The sequence below is a fragment of the Nostoc sp. DedQUE04 genome (assembly GCF_034530995.1).
Classification (GTDB): domain Bacteria; phylum Cyanobacteriota; class Cyanobacteriia; order Cyanobacteriales; family Nostocaceae; genus Nostoc.
Window position 1 is genome coordinate 203742 of the sequence record NZ_JAVRCA010000002.1, and the last position, 13964, is coordinate 217705.

The 13964-nt window shown below is 42.6% G+C and carries 16 protein-coding genes; 9 read left to right on the plus strand and 7 right to left on the minus strand.

Annotation, left to right across the window (positions count from 1 at the left end):
- Positions 1 to 139 precede the first annotated feature (139 nt).
- From RM049_RS02280 to RM049_RS02290, 3 genes are all read left to right on the plus strand, one after another.
- A complete protein-coding gene (locus RM049_RS02280) occupies positions 140 to 586 on the plus strand; it encodes a tellurite resistance TerB family protein (RefSeq protein WP_322703011.1) in 447 nt (148 codons plus the stop codon).
- 147 nt (positions 587 to 733) lie between these two features.
- Positions 734 to 2089: a UDP-N-acetylmuramoyl-tripeptide--D-alanyl-D-alanine ligase gene (locus tag RM049_RS02285; RefSeq protein WP_322703012.1), complete on the plus strand. Its 1356-nt coding sequence runs from the start codon at positions 734 to 736 to the stop codon at positions 2087 to 2089.
- Positions 2086 to 2643 (plus strand): GNAT family N-acetyltransferase, encoded by a 558-nt coding sequence (locus tag RM049_RS02290; RefSeq protein ID WP_322703013.1) that lies wholly within the window; start codon positions 2086 to 2088, stop codon positions 2641 to 2643. Before RM049_RS02285 ends, RM049_RS02290 begins: the two co-directional genes overlap by 4 nt.
- A 141-nt stretch (positions 2644 to 2784) precedes the next feature.
- On the opposite strand, the gene RM049_RS02295 is transcribed toward RM049_RS02290, so the two are convergent.
- Positions 2785 to 3114: a hypothetical protein gene (locus tag RM049_RS02295; RefSeq protein ID WP_322674705.1), complete on the minus strand. Its 330-nt coding sequence runs from the start codon at positions 3112 to 3114 to the stop codon at positions 2785 to 2787.
- Between the two features lie 201 nt (positions 3115 to 3315).
- Complete coding sequence (locus RM049_RS02300; RefSeq protein WP_322674704.1) at positions 3316 to 3717, minus strand: fasciclin domain-containing protein; 402 nt, start codon at positions 3715 to 3717, stop codon at positions 3316 to 3318.
- A 169-nt stretch (positions 3718 to 3886) separates the two neighbouring features.
- On the opposite strand from RM049_RS02300, the gene RM049_RS02305 reads away from it, so the two are divergent.
- A complete protein-coding gene (locus RM049_RS02305; protein ID WP_322703054.1) occupies positions 3887 to 4822 on the plus strand; it encodes a putative 2-dehydropantoate 2-reductase in 936 nt (311 codons plus the stop codon).
- A gap of 97 nt (positions 4823 to 4919) precedes the next feature.
- Here the strand turns inward: RM049_RS02305 and RM049_RS02310 are convergent, their stop codons facing one another.
- Positions 4920 to 5087, minus strand: coding sequence for a hypothetical protein (locus RM049_RS02310; protein WP_322703014.1), 168 nt, complete (start codon positions 5085 to 5087; stop codon positions 4920 to 4922).
- A gap of 24 nt (positions 5088 to 5111) precedes the next feature.
- Between RM049_RS02310 and RM049_RS02315 the strand changes: the two genes are divergently transcribed.
- Entirely contained in the window at positions 5112 to 5633 is a 522-nt protein-coding gene (locus RM049_RS02315; RefSeq protein ID WP_322703015.1) for a tetratricopeptide repeat protein, read from the plus strand.
- A gap of 15 nt (positions 5634 to 5648) precedes the next feature.
- Here the strand turns inward: RM049_RS02315 and RM049_RS02320 are convergent, their stop codons facing one another.
- Entirely contained in the window at positions 5649 to 6119 is a 471-nt protein-coding gene (locus tag RM049_RS02320) for a GAF domain-containing protein (RefSeq protein ID WP_322703016.1), read from the minus strand.
- Positions 6120 to 6298: 179 nt separating this feature from the next.
- Here RM049_RS02320 and RM049_RS02325 point away from each other — a divergent pair, with 179 nt between their 5' ends.
- Entirely contained in the window at positions 6299 to 6841 is a 543-nt protein-coding gene (locus tag RM049_RS02325; protein ID WP_322688753.1) for a Uma2 family endonuclease, read from the plus strand.
- Between the two features lie 176 nt (positions 6842 to 7017).
- The gene (locus RM049_RS02330; protein ID WP_322703017.1) at positions 7018 to 7761 is read left to right on the plus strand and encodes a DUF561 domain-containing protein; all 744 of its coding nucleotides are present in this window, start codon (positions 7018 to 7020) and stop codon (positions 7759 to 7761) included.
- A 112-nt stretch (positions 7762 to 7873) separates the two neighbouring features.
- On the opposite strand, the gene RM049_RS02335 is transcribed toward RM049_RS02330, so the two are convergent.
- Complete coding sequence (locus tag RM049_RS02335; RefSeq protein ID WP_322674699.1) at positions 7874 to 9022, minus strand: DegT/DnrJ/EryC1/StrS family aminotransferase; 1149 nt, start codon at positions 9020 to 9022, stop codon at positions 7874 to 7876.
- A 320-nt stretch (positions 9023 to 9342) separates the two neighbouring features.
- Here RM049_RS02335 and RM049_RS02340 point away from each other — a divergent pair, with 320 nt between their 5' ends.
- Positions 9343 to 10119 carry an ABC transporter permease gene (locus tag RM049_RS02340; RefSeq protein WP_322688756.1) on the plus strand — a complete coding sequence of 259 codons (777 nt, stop codon included), beginning with the start codon at positions 9343 to 9345 and terminating at the stop codon, positions 10117 to 10119.
- Positions 10120 to 10706: 587 nt separating this feature from the next.
- Positions 10707 to 10925, plus strand: a complete 219-nt coding sequence (locus RM049_RS02345) for a hypothetical protein (protein WP_094350008.1) — start codon at positions 10707 to 10709, stop codon at positions 10923 to 10925.
- 169 nt (positions 10926 to 11094) lie between these two features.
- Here the strand turns inward: RM049_RS02345 and RM049_RS02350 are convergent, their stop codons facing one another.
- Positions 11095 to 11751 (minus strand): Uma2 family endonuclease, encoded by a 657-nt coding sequence (locus tag RM049_RS02350; protein WP_322703018.1) that lies wholly within the window; start codon positions 11749 to 11751, stop codon positions 11095 to 11097.
- A gap of 328 nt (positions 11752 to 12079) precedes the next feature.
- Positions 12080 to 13921, minus strand: a complete 1842-nt coding sequence (gene ftsH3, locus RM049_RS02355) for an ATP-dependent zinc metalloprotease FtsH3 (RefSeq protein ID WP_322674696.1) — start codon at positions 13919 to 13921, stop codon at positions 12080 to 12082.
- Positions 13922 to 13964: the final 43 nt, after the last annotated feature.

Below are 13964 nucleotides of genomic sequence, written 5' to 3' on the forward strand. Positions count from 1 at the left end.
TGGATACGAGTGTTCGCCGTGAATAAATCCTGGGAACACTAAAGGATGAAAGTCTCAAGCGTCACAGTCTTACCTGTAAATCTACCAAACATACAGGTAACAGTAACGCTATTGGGACTCTAACCAAGGAGCTACTACAATGGGTCTATTCGATGCTGTGTTGGGTACAGATAGCCAAATCCAAGCAGCACTCAATCCACCGGAAGCTTTTGCTGTCATTATATTGACGGCAACTGCTTCAGACGGTTATCTTTCTGTTGAGCAAGCAAATTCTATCATTTCTGTGCTGTCTCGGATGAAACTTTTTAAAAGTTATTCTAATGAAATGATGAACAGGCTGTTTGAAAAAATTTTGGGCATTCTCCAAGGCGATGACTTTAATGCTTTGTTTAATGCAGCCAAAGATTCTCTATCTCAAGAGTTGCGGGAAGCAGCCTTTGCAGTAGCTACCGATTTAGTCCTAGCTGAAGGTATTATACCTGAAGAAGAAAAAAACTTCTTAATTGATTTATATCAAGCTTTAGGGGTTTCGAGTGAGATAGCAATACAAATTGTGCAAGTAATCTTGATTAAAAATCGTGCATAGGGCGATCGAACATAACTTGTTATGCCCATTGTCCTTACTTGATTAAACTGTATAAGTAGCTTATAAATAAAGCGTGGCACGGAAGTTAAGCTTCTTTGCCACTATTTTTTGCTTTTATGATTTTGAACTTTAAATTATCAATTGCTTATGCGTTGTTCTGCCACCCTAACCCAACTGGTTGAAGTTATTTTTGCTCATTCTGTAAACTTATCTGAAGCTGCTTTAACACAAGTCACTAGCGGTATCCAAACAGATAGCCGTACCTTGAAGCCGGGTGAAGTATTTGTCGCTTTGAGAGGTGATAAGTTTGATGGACATGAATTTGTGCCAACTGCGATCGCAAAGGGGGCAATAGCTGCAATCGTAGATTTTGAATACGAAAATCCTGGTTTTCCTGTACTACAAGTAAAAGATACTCTCAAGGCATATCAAACAATTGCTCGATGGTGGCGCGATCTCTTTAATATTCCTGTGATTGGTGTAACAGGTTCGGTGGGTAAAACTACAACCAAAGAATTGCTCGCCGCAGTTTTAGGAACAAAGGGACGAGTTCACAAAACTTATGGAAATTACAACAACGAAATCGGTGTCCCGAAAACTCTCCTAGAACTTGGCGCAGAACACGATTACGCCGTGATTGAAATGGCGATGCGCGGTAGAGGACAAATTGCCGAACTGACGCAAATAGCGCGGCCAACAATTGGAGTGATTACCAATGTAGGCACAGCACATATTGAGTTACTAGGTTCCGAAGAAGCGATCGCTGAGGCAAAATGTGAGTTGTTAGTCGAAATGCCTGCTGATAGTGTGGCAATTCTCAACCACGACAATCCTTTATTAATGGCCACGGCGGCGAAATTTTGGCACGGAGAAGTTTTGACTTACGGCTTTTCTGGTGGAGATATTCAAGGGCAGTTAATTGATAACGACCAGGTGGAAGTCGCAGGAATCCAACTACCTCTACCTTTGCCTGGTCGTCATAATGCCACTAATTTCTTGGCAGCTTTAGCAGTGGCAAAGGTTTTAGGGATCGATTGGGCAACCCTCAAATCAGGTGTAATGGTGGATATGCCCACAGGGCGATCGCAGCGATTTACCTTACCCAACGATGTGGTAATCTTAGATGAAACTTATAATGCTGCACCAGAAGCTATGATTGCAGCATTGCAATTATTGGCAGATACACCCGGAAAACGGAAGATAGCCGTATTGGGTGCAATGAAAGAATTGGGAGAGCGATCGCAGCAGTTGCACCAGCGAGTGGGAGAAACAGTACGTAAGTTGAATTTAGACGGCTTGTTGGTTTTGGTAGATGGACAAGATGCCGAAGCGATCGCTCTTAGTGCTGAGGGTATTGCATCGGAGTGTTTTGCAACTCATGCCGAGTTGGTGGCTAGGTTGAAGACATTTGTGCAAGCAGGCGATCGTTTATTGTTCAAAGCCGCCCATTCCGTGGGACTAGATCGGGTAGTCAGTCAGTTACGTGCAGAATTTCCCAAATGATACCACTAGAAACCAAACGTCTTATACTGCGAGACTTTGTAGAATCAGATTGGCAAGAGGTTCATCAATATGCTGCTGATGCTGAAGTTGTGCGTTACTTGACTTTTGGCCCGAATACTGAAGAAGATACCAAAAACTTTTTGCAAAAAGAGATTTCATTACAAGGCGAAAAACCCCGTCAGCATTTTGCCTTGGCAGTGACTTTAAAACCCCAAAAGCAATTAATTGGTATCTGTCGTATATCCGTTCGGGATACTGACAATCAAATAGGCTCTATTGGATACTCTTTTACTAAGGAATTTTGGGGACAAGGATATGCAACTGAAGCTGTAAAAGCAGTTGTATCATTTGGTTTTCATGAGTTAGGCTTACATCGCATCTTTGCCACTTGTCACCCAGAAAACATTGCCTCAGCAAGAGTTATGCAAAAAATCGGAATGCAGCAGGAAGGGTATTTGCGAGAACACCATTGGATTAAGGGAGAATGGCGAGACTCTTGGCTATATGCCATTTTTGAGCATGAATGGAGAAGCGTCAACATAATTCGTAATTGATAATGACGCTCGCAGACTCGCTACCGCTACGCTAACGTAATTCGTAATTTAACTTCATAATTACGAATTACGAATTAGTAATTATTCGATCGAATGATGATTGATTTGCTGAAAATATCATCCATAGATGTCTGATAGACTTCAGTTGGAAAGACTAGGGCTGTTGCTGTAGCGTCTTTGAAAAAGAATTGCTGCAAAATTAGTCACTAAGCAGGTGATTGCTAGCCACATCAAGATATAAGTAGGAGCCATCACCACACCAATCATGAACCAAGTATATACGTGCAGTATCATTACAGAAGCGAAAAAGCTAGCGATTCCAGCAGATTGCCACACTTGAGGCGATGGACGACGTAAGGCAACTAGGCTCATCGTTAAAATTGTGACAAGTAAGTTCGCTGGTACGAGAAATGTACAAATGCTTACGCAGTTGCCACGAGAGAACTCAGCTAAGGTGGTAAAATCGAGCATTAATTTCCTGGGATAGATGTTGGCTTTTTAAGAATTTAATTTATTTTAAAACAACGAAATTTACATTAACATAACAGTGAGTACTCACATTGCAAACATAACACAAACTAAACTTTTGAGTTGCGTTTTGATAGTACCAATAGTTAGTTAATTATAAAGATTTTGGATCGGTAGGGTGGAAAATACCCACCCTAGCCAGAATTAACCTGGTAAAATCACCGTATCGATAACGTGTACCACACCATTATCAGCTTCGATATCTGCTGCTAAAACTGTGGCATTTTTAACTTCAAAACCATCAGAAGAATGAATTTTAATGGGTGAACCTTCCACAGAATTAACCGTACCGAGTTGTGCCAAATCAGCCTCTAGCAGCTTTCCGGGAACGACATGATACTTTAAAATCCGTGTTAGCTGGGGAATATTCTGTAACAAAGTTTGGATAGTTCCCGGTGGTAACTTGGCAAAAGCATCGTCATTTGGTGCAAAAACAGTGAACGGGCCAGGACTTTTTAATGTTTCTACTAAACCAGCAGCTTGTACAGCCGCTACCAGTGTTTTAAACGACTCAGACGTAACTGCAATATCAACAATATCAGCCATATATCTTACCTAAATCTCTGCAAAAGATTTTAAAGGATAATAAACCTATTTTAAGTTTTATTAAACAAAATAAATTTAAAATCAGGTGTTGAATAAACTACACCTAGACGCGTACCCTCGCCAGACATCACCTTATGATGTTTCTAGGAAAATTCCGTTATCTAAAGAAATGTCCGATCGCACGTATGCCATTCTGGGAACTGGAGCATTAGGTGGGTTCTATGGTGCCAGACTGCAAAAAGCTGGGTTAGATGTCCACTTTTTGCTCAAGAGTGATTACGAACAGGTAAAGAAATATGGTTTAGTGGTAGAGTCCAAAGACGGTGACTTTACCCTTCCTGAAGTCCACGCCTACAACGACGTAGAAAAGATGCCACAATGCGACGTGGTGGTGGTGGCACTGAAGACGACGCAAAACCATTTACTACCAAAGATGTTGCCACCTGTAGTTAAAGATAATGGTGTGGTGTTGGTATTGCAAAATGGACTTGGTGTAGAAGAGGAAGTCGCTGAAATTGTTGGTAATGTAACTGTTATCGGTGGATTGTGCTTTTTGTGTTCTAACAAACTGGGGCCAGGGCATATACACCACCTAGACTATGGGCAAATTACCTTCAGTGAATATACCCTTAATTATCAGCCTAGTGGGATAACTCAGAGGATGCAGCAAATTGCTGATGACTTTGAAAGCGCTGGTATCCCAATTGAATTAGCCGAAGATTTACTCCTAGCACGTTGGAAAAAGCTGGTGTGGAATATCCCCTACAATGGGCTTTCTGTGATTCTCAACGCTAGAACTGATGAATTAATGGCGTATGAGTACACCCGCGAGTTAGTTGAACAGTTGATGTATGAAGTAGCGGCGGGGGCAAAAAGTTATGGGCGGACGATTGGCGATCGCTTCATTCAAACAATGCTCGATTATACTGTCAAAATGACACCTTACCGCCCCAGCATGAAAATTGACTACGACGAACATCGTCCTTTGGAGATAGAAGCAATTTTCGGCAACCCATTACGGAAAGCCCAAGTAAAGGGTGTGAATTTAATGCAGATTAGCTGTTTATACCACCAGTTGAAGTTTTTAGATGCCAGGGGAAAGTGAGGGAGATTAGGGAGATAGGGGAGCAGGGGAAGCAGGGGAAGCAGGGGCAGAAAATAACTTTTAACTCCTAACTCCTAACTCCTAACTCCCCCAATTTTTAACGCAGGGATTCAAAAATGACTGCTATTGTCATTAAACACAACAGGATAATTCCCAATGGAAGCAAAAACTGTTGTAAAAGGTATAGCAGTATGGGTATGATTTGTAAGATACCCAAACCACTTGATAAAACGTAAGCGATCGCAATGCCAAATAGCACCAACAAAAAATATTTTAATGCTGTCTAGCTTTGATAAAATCACGCTATGGTAGCAGAAAAGATGCATTTTATCTTGCTGAAGATGCCTTTTATGCTATGTCATTGTCAAGTAGAGTGACTTTATGGGGAATCGGGCATAGTTTAGTAACTCTCTGCTTAACTTATAAAAATTTAGGTAATCTTAAAAAATCCTTTAAGTTCTGCCAACAAGCTATATTTCATGCCGAAGAAAACAACTTTACTCAGATTAAAGCTAAAGCTATAAGTTGTCTTGCGGAAATTTTTCGAGAGCAGAGAGAATTTACTATAGCAATTTTTCATCATTCAGAAGCAATAGAAATTCTTGAGAAAATCGGCGCTAAATCAGACTTAGCCGAGGCTTATTATCAGTTGGCATTAACTTATAAAAAAATGGGTGAAATTGAGCATAGTCAGGAAAATTTTGTGCAAGCGATGTCTGCGACGGGCTACGCCTACGCACTCTTTAACGAAATGCAAGCACCCAGACAAGTTGAAAAATTACAAACAGCAATGAAGTATTTTGAAAAATAGTAATAGTATTTGATTTTAACTGACGATTTTCCGGCTAATAGCCTCTCCAATCTCCATCAGTATCTCTTCCTCTTCGGCAGTAAATTCGTAGGGAACTGGCTTTGCAATGCCCAAACTACCATGCAATTGACCATTCAGCATCAGTGGCACTGTCATAGAACCTTCTACCTTCGTTTCTTTTGCTGAGGGTCTAACCACTCCTGATTCGTCGGTTTGCAGGTTGCAAATCTGTACGGGTCGCTTGCGTTGGGCGGCGACACCAGCCATCCCTTTGCCAATGGGAATTATCGTCATTTTAGGCAAGAGTAATTCTGGAATGCCTTGGTAAGCCTTTACGTGCAATAACTGGCTGTCTTTATCTAGGGTATGGATGCTACCTGTAGAGCAGTCAAAAGCTGCCAGGATTTCGGTAAGCAGTTGGTTCCAGTCGATGGTAGACCCTTTATCAGTCAAGATAGCAAAAATGGTTTTGGTATCTGAAGTCATAGTCGCAAGAAAAAAATTTGATTGTAAACGCGGAAAATAATTAGGAAATTCATTTAGTAAAATCAATGTACCCTTTCTACATTCCGTAAAAAGTCAAGGTAATTCATGAAGCGATCGCATCTGGAAAGGTCTGTTGTCTCCATAATATAAATACAAGGCGTGCGATCATTAGAGGTTTTATGTCCCTAACGCTTGAAGACTTGGAACAAATGCAGCAACAGCATCCCGACTTCCGCATGGAACTAGTCAAGGGTAATATTATTGTTATGAGTCCATCAGGATACGAATCAGATGAAGTCGCAGCTGAAATGGTAGCCCAGCTACGTAACTGGGTTAGACCGCGCAAACTGGGGCGAACAGCAGCTTCTAGCGCCGGTTTCAGGTTGCCTAATTCCGATTTGCGCGCACCGGACGCTTCATTTGTTTTAGCCGAACGCTTACGTCGTAGTCCCAAGTCTTTTGCTCAATTGGCTCCCGATTTGACTGTAGAGGTGAAGTCCCCTAGCGATAATTTAGAGGATCTGAGAGCCAAAATTCAAGAATTTCTGAGTTTGGGAACTAAGGTAGGAATTTTGCTCAATCCAGATGAGCGGATTGTTGAAGTTTACAACTTTGGACAAGAGCCAATAATACTTCATGATGGCGATATTTTAACAGTTCCCGAACTGCTCCCAGGATGGGAAGTACCAATTGCAGATTTGTGGCCTCCAGAGTTTGACTAGGATAGTGGTAAAAACCCTACAGACTTAAATCGCTTTCAGTACAGATGGCAAAATTTTGATTAATGGCAATAAGGATAAAATTATCAATATTTGGCAACTACCATACTGATTTAGTCTCTCATCAACATGAGGGACGGTAGAATATACCTAATTTTCGTAGCTTCAAAAGCCAAACTATGACGATGCATTCCACACTCCAACGTGCATTTACTAACCGCCGCGTTCTCAAAGTGATTAGCGGCTTGAATAACTTCGACGCCACTAGCGTCGCTGCTACAGTCAAAGCTGCTGAATTAGGCGGTGCTACTTTTGTCGATATTGCCGCCGATGTAGCCTTAGTCCAACTAGCTAAAAATTTGACAATTTTACCGATTTGTGTATCAGCAGTAGAGCCAGATAAATTTGTACAAGCAGTGGCAGCTGGTGCTGATTTAATTGAAATCGGGAATTTCGATTCCTTTTATGCTCAAGGACGCCGTTTTGAAGCTCCAGAAGTGCTAGCACTGACTAAGCAAACTCGCGCTCTTCTCCCGGAAATCACCCTATCTGTCACCGTTCCCCACATCCTGGAACTAGATCGACAAGTACAGCTGGCAGAAGAATTGGTGAAAGCTGGAGCAGACATTATCCAAACCGAAGGCGGTACTAGCAGTAACCCAGTTCACCCCGGAACTCTAGGATTAATTGAAAAAGCTGCTCCCACCTTGGCAGCAGCTTTTGAGATTTCCCGTGTAGTGTCAGTGCCCGTATTGTGTGCTTCCGGCATTTCTAACGTTACCGCACCATTAGCGATCGCGGCTGGTGCTGCTGGTGTTGGTGTTGGTTCCGCCATCAACCAACTCAATAGCGAAGTCGCCATGATTGCCGCTGTGCGTGGACTAGTAGAAGCCTTAGCAACTGCAAATGCAGTAATTAAGTGAGTTAAGAGTTAGGAGTTAAGAGTTAAGAGTTATGAGTTATGAGTTGAAGGAACTTATTCATTCCTAACTTCTAATTTCAAACTCCTAACTTCTAACTCCTAACTCCTAACTTCTAACTCATAACTTCTTTCAACGCATAAATCACCTGGTCTTGCTGCTGTTGTGTCAGTTCTGGGAACATAGGCAAGGATATAACCTCATGGCAAGCTTGCTCTGCTATTGGTAAGTCCCCAATTTCATAGCCCAGACTTTGATAAACTGGCTGCAAATGTAAAGGGTGGGGGTAGTAAATCATTGAACTCACGCCCTGTTCTTGCAATTGACTACGCACCCAATCTCGATATTTAGCGCTAGAACCATTGCGCCCTTCGCCGGATATACGAATAGTGTATTGATTCCATACCCCAATACCCCCAGGTAATTCTTGGGGCGGGACAATCCCCGGAAGTTGACTGAGGAACTGATAGTAATAGTTGGCGATATCTCGGCGGCGATCGTTCCAAATATCCAAATAACGTAGCTTAATCTGCAAAATGGCTGCTTGGAGAGCATCTAATCGGCTATTTACACCGATTTCTTCGTGTAAATATCGAATTTTACTACCATGATCTCGTAGTATTCGCAGTTTAGTGGCGATCGCTGGATCGTTAGTCGTTATTGCTCCACCATCGCCGCAACCACCAAGATTTTTGGTAGGATAGAAACTAAAGCAACCAATATGTCCAATACTTCCGACTTTTTCACCGGCCCAAATCGCGCCTGTAGACTGAGCGCAATCTTCAATTATGGACAAATTGTGAGACTGAGCGATCGCCATTAATGATGTCATATCCACAGGTTGTCCAAAGAGGTGAACTGGGATAATCGCTTTGGTTTGGGGTGTAATCGCTGCTGCAACTTGCTCTACATCTAAATTAAACGTAGTCGCGTCAATATCAACGAAAACAGGCTTTGCACCGACGGCGCTAATCACTTCAGATGTTGCAATAAAGGTAAAAGGCGTTGTAATCACTTCATCGCCTGCACCAATGTCCAAAACTCGTAACGCTAAGTAGAGCGCATCAGTACCAGAATTACAAGCCACACATTCAGTAACAGTATTATAAGCGGCAAACTGTTGTTCAAAGCCTTCGACTAAGGGGCCGCCGATATAGCGGCCGGAAGCCAAAACCTCTAAAACAGCCGCACTTACTTCTGCTTCAATGGTGGTGTATTGCTGCTTGATATCAAAGGCAGGGATGGGATTTACACTTTGGATCATGAGTTCTCATTTTATCGGGAGATACAAAGGATGCACTTCGACAGTCAATTTTTGCTGATTGAATTGTTAATCAAAAAGGAGCTACTAAAAGACTATCGCCCAAGATACGCATCTATTAGGGTTTTTACTTAAATTGTGGTGCAAGAAACCACCGCACATTTAATTTACAGATAGTAGGCATACTAGGTGTTTGCCTTGTTAAGGTCGTACCATTTTGAATTGATGAAAGTGATATATATCAACCAAGATCCAACACATCAGGTCAAAGTTCCTCTTGTGTGGGTTGCTTTGAGCAGAAAATACCAGGAGATAGAGAACCCATGCAGGATCTGATCGAGCTGGATTTCGGGGATTTAGCTATTGGTGTGGGATTGATGGCGATCGCCATTGGTTTATCTGCCTGGGAAAAATTAGGATTAGAGTTGAACTTAGCCCTTGCTACTGGGAGAACCATCTTACAACTTCTTGTATTGGGATACATTTTAGATTTCATCTTGGCTTTAGACAATGCTTGGGCAGTTTTGGCGCTATTAGCAATAATGCTGACAATTACGGCGATTGTCGCACGAAATCGCATTACTCCAAAAATTCCTCATGTGTTGCCTTTGGTGTGGGGTGCAATTTTAATTAGTACCGCCGTGACAGTGTTTTACATCAACTTCTTAATCGTTCAACCAGAGAGATGGTACGAACCACAGTATATAATTCCCCTAGCAGGGATAGTCTTAGGTAATGCTACCAATGCAGCTGCGATCGCAGGCGATCGCCTTGTCAGCACCATTAATTCCAGCCATCTCGAAATAGAAACCCATTTAAGCTTAGGTGCAACTCCACAGCAAGCAGTTAGTCAATATCGCAAAGATGCCATCAAAGCCGGATTGATTCCTACTCTCAATCAAATGATACTCATAGGTATGGTCGCAATACCAGGAATTACCACCGGACAGTTATTAGCTGGTGTCAAACCTCTAGATGCTGTCTCCTACGAAATTTTGATTATGTTTATGGTTGCTTTTGCTAATTTGTTGACAACAGTTTTAGTCACGAAGGGGTTGTGTCGTCAATTTTTTAATTCTGCCGCGCAGTTGGTGAGATGAAGAGTACTGAGTAGGGTGAAGGGCAATACTTTTCGGTTAAGGGGGAAAGGTGAAAGGGAAAGGGTTTGATATTTACCTTTACCCCTTGGCCTTTAACCTTTTCCCAGCCCAAAAGAGAGATTGTTGGATTTATCCGAAAAGTATTGCGGTGAAGGGATTAATCTATTCCAAAATAAGTATTTCATTTCCTTGTAGGGGCGCATAGCTAGGTGCGCGCCCCTACGAAGTCTCTACAGAATTAAAATATAAAGATATTTTGCAAACGCATCTATCCTATGAAGTATTTTATGCAAAGCATAAATAAATATTTATATGGTTATTTAAAAATCATGTAATTTCAGTATTCAAACCTGACGCTGTAAAGCTGAGAACTCAACCTATTGCCGTCTATCGGAGGTAACAGAACCAAAAGAGGAATGTCATCATTAGGAGATGTCCCTTTAGGTAGGGATGTCAAGTAGGTGAAATATTTATTAATATTGTTAATAGATAGTAAATGTAAATTCAGCGTCAGGAATCCGAAAAAATTCCTAATGGCAGGTATTTAGCATCAATCACCAGATTGTTCACCAACGGAACAGAAGATTATGAAAGATCAAAAACGATCGGACTCTAAAGAATTCGTCGGAAATCTCAAGAATGGGATTTGGCTATTTGGCCTGTCATCTTGGGTATTTGGCATTACCGATCGCAGCATTGCTTCATTTGCAGATGGCTATCTATCTGCTTTGGATTTGACACAACTATTTACGGCAGCTACATTCTTTGTGGCATGGCTATTTTTGAAACCGACATCTAGAGTTTAAGTTAACCAACTGATTAGTATCCAGTCACTTTTGATGCTAGTCCGATCGAGATTTAGAAAGTTATCTATTTGATGCCATAAGGGGTGTGCGACAGAATGCATAAATTATTTTGCAGCGATCGCAATCAAGGTAATTCGTAAAATCTCCGAGTTACCCTGATTTCGAGTGATTACGGGAGAGAATCAGGATCGATACCAAGTTCGCGTAACCTCTGTGCCAACATTTGGGCACGTTCTTCTGGCGTTAGTAAACGTCGTTCTTGCTCGTTATACCAGTACAGCCACTCTCGCGTGATACCGTGATATACTCCTCGTTCTATGCCAATTCCCAAACCTACCTCTGGTAGCCAAACAGGATTTCCTGACAGCAATTGATACTCGTTATTGACTAATTTATAGACCTCTAAGTGTTGCTTGCGGCGGCGAGTAGGATTATAAACAACATAGTACAAGACTTTGAGCTTTGCATACTCGTTTTTTTTGGTAGTGTATTCCCCGCGATAAGTCTGAGATACTACTTCCAGTGCCAATATAGGAACTTTTTCTTCTTCCCAAATTGCATAACTTAGACGCAGGTTTTCATCAAAAAATCGCTCGACTCCCAGGCTTAAAAATCCATCTGGCACTATCGGTGGTAGATTGGGGTCATAATAAACAGCCATATCAGCCCCGAAAAACCAGTCCATTCGATCTGCCCATGCCATCGCCAGTACGGCTTTAAGTAAACTAGGAATTAAGTCTTGTAGTTCATTATCCACAGGGGTATCGTCAGAGTCGGGCAGTTCCTCAGAGGAGGGCAAGCAAGCTAATGGATTGTACTCTAACATAATGGGTTCGGGGATTTTTTCACAATCCAGACTTCTTAAATTGTAGCTAGATTGTATCTTTTACCTTGTGAAGTCAAAGTTATAGCTCTTTTGATTTTGGTGTATCTAAAAAAATTTTTCTAATTTTCCGGAACTGATTATAGTCACGTGGTAGTCTTTATCATCAGATTAGCGTTAGCGATTTATACTGAAACTTTATAACGAACCTCCGGGGAATATAACCCCATTACGGTAAAAGCCCGATCGTGAAGACCGGGCTTTTGCCATTAACTCCTAACTCTTGTAAAGACGCGATTCATCGCGTCTCTACTCCTAACTATTCATTAAATTAGGCAAACGCAGCAGTTGTCACATCGTTGTTCGACAGAATTTCTTGCAACTCTTCAGCATCTACTGTTTCTTTATCAACCAGCATTTGCGCTAGCTGATCTAGAATGTGGCGATTGCCCACTAACACTTCTTTAGCGCGTGTATAGGCTACATCTACAAGTTTGCGAACTTCTTCATCAATAGCAGCAGCGGTTTCTTCAGAAAAATCACGCTCTGACATGATATCGCGTCCGAGGAACATGTTACCTTGTTGACGACCAAGAGCAACAGGGCCTAAGCGATCGCTCATCCCAAATCGAGTAATCATCTGACGCGCAACCCGTGCTACTTGTTGCAAGTCATTAGAAGCACCAGTGGTAACTTCTTCTTCACCAAAGATTAATTCTTCAGCAAGCCGACCACCCAAAGCCACAGCCATCTGATTTTCCAGATAAGCGCGGCTGTACAAACCTGTGTCCATCCGGTCTTCACTAGGAGTAAACCAAGTTAAACCACCTGCACGACCGCGAGGGATGATGCTAATTTTTTGTACTGGGTCATAATCTGGCATCAAAGCACCAACTAAAGCGTGACCGGCTTCGTGATAAGCAACCAAGGTTTTGCGCTTTTCGCTCATTACCCGGTCTTTCTTCTCTGGCCCAGCTAATACGCGATCGATCGCGTCGTTGATTTCATCCATTGAAATCTCAGTCAAATTCCGGCGTGCTGCCAGAATTGCGGCTTCATTCAACAGGTTGGATAAATCTGCGCCAGTAAATCCAGGGGTACGACGGGCGATTTTATCCAAGTCCACATCTTTCGCCAAGGTCTTACCACGGGCGTGTACCTTGAGGATTTCGCTGCGTCCGGCGTAGTCGGGACGGTCTACTACAACTTGACGGTCAAAGCGACCAGGACGCAACAGCGCTGCATCTAGGACATCAGGACGGTTGGTAGCGGCAATAATGATGATGCCAGTGTTACCTTCAAAGCCATCCATTTCGGTGAGCAACTGGTTGAGGGTTTGTTCCCGCTCATCGTTACCACCACCTAAACCTGCACCCCGTTGACGACCTACGGCGTCAATTTCATCGATGAAGACGATACAAGGAGCATTGGTCTTAGCTTGTTCAAACAAATCGCGGACGCGGGATGCACCCACACCGACGAACATTTCCACAAATTCGGAACCGGAGATTGAGAAGAAGGGTACACCTGCTTCACCAGCTACTGCACGAGCTAGGAGGGTTTTACCTGTACCAGGAGGCCCAACTAACAACACACCTTTAGGAATTTTTGCACCAACGGCGGTAAAGCGATCGGCGTTTTTCAAAAAGTCTACGACTTCGTTTAATTCCAACTTGGCTTGGTCAATACCAGCGACATCGCCAAATGTCACCTGAGTTTGTGGTTCCATTTGCACTCTGGCTTTGGATTTGCCAAAGTTCATCGCTTGGCTGCCTGGGCCACTTTGAGCGCGACGTAGTAAGAAGAATAAGCCAACCAAAAGCAATACAGGGAAAAATAAGCTGCTCAGTGCCTTAAACCAAAATCCTTCGTCGGTTTGGGGCAAAACAGAAATATCAACGCCTTTAGAAGTCAGAGTATTAATCAAGTCTGGATCGTTGACTAAGGTCACAATCCGTTTATTTCCGTCATATTTGGCTGTAACCAATGCTGTAGAGCGGTCTGCACTCAAACTGACTTTTTCTACTCTGCCTTGCTGAACTTCTTGAATAAAGCGACTGTATCGCCATGTCTCTCTGCTTTGGGGTTGTTTGTCAAAAAATGCTGTTCCCAGCGCAATTACGACAATAAACAGCAGCGCGTACAGCCCTGCATTTCTCCATCTTTTATTCACTAAGGTCTATCCTCCGGTATTTTTCGCGCAATCGCCTAGCTTC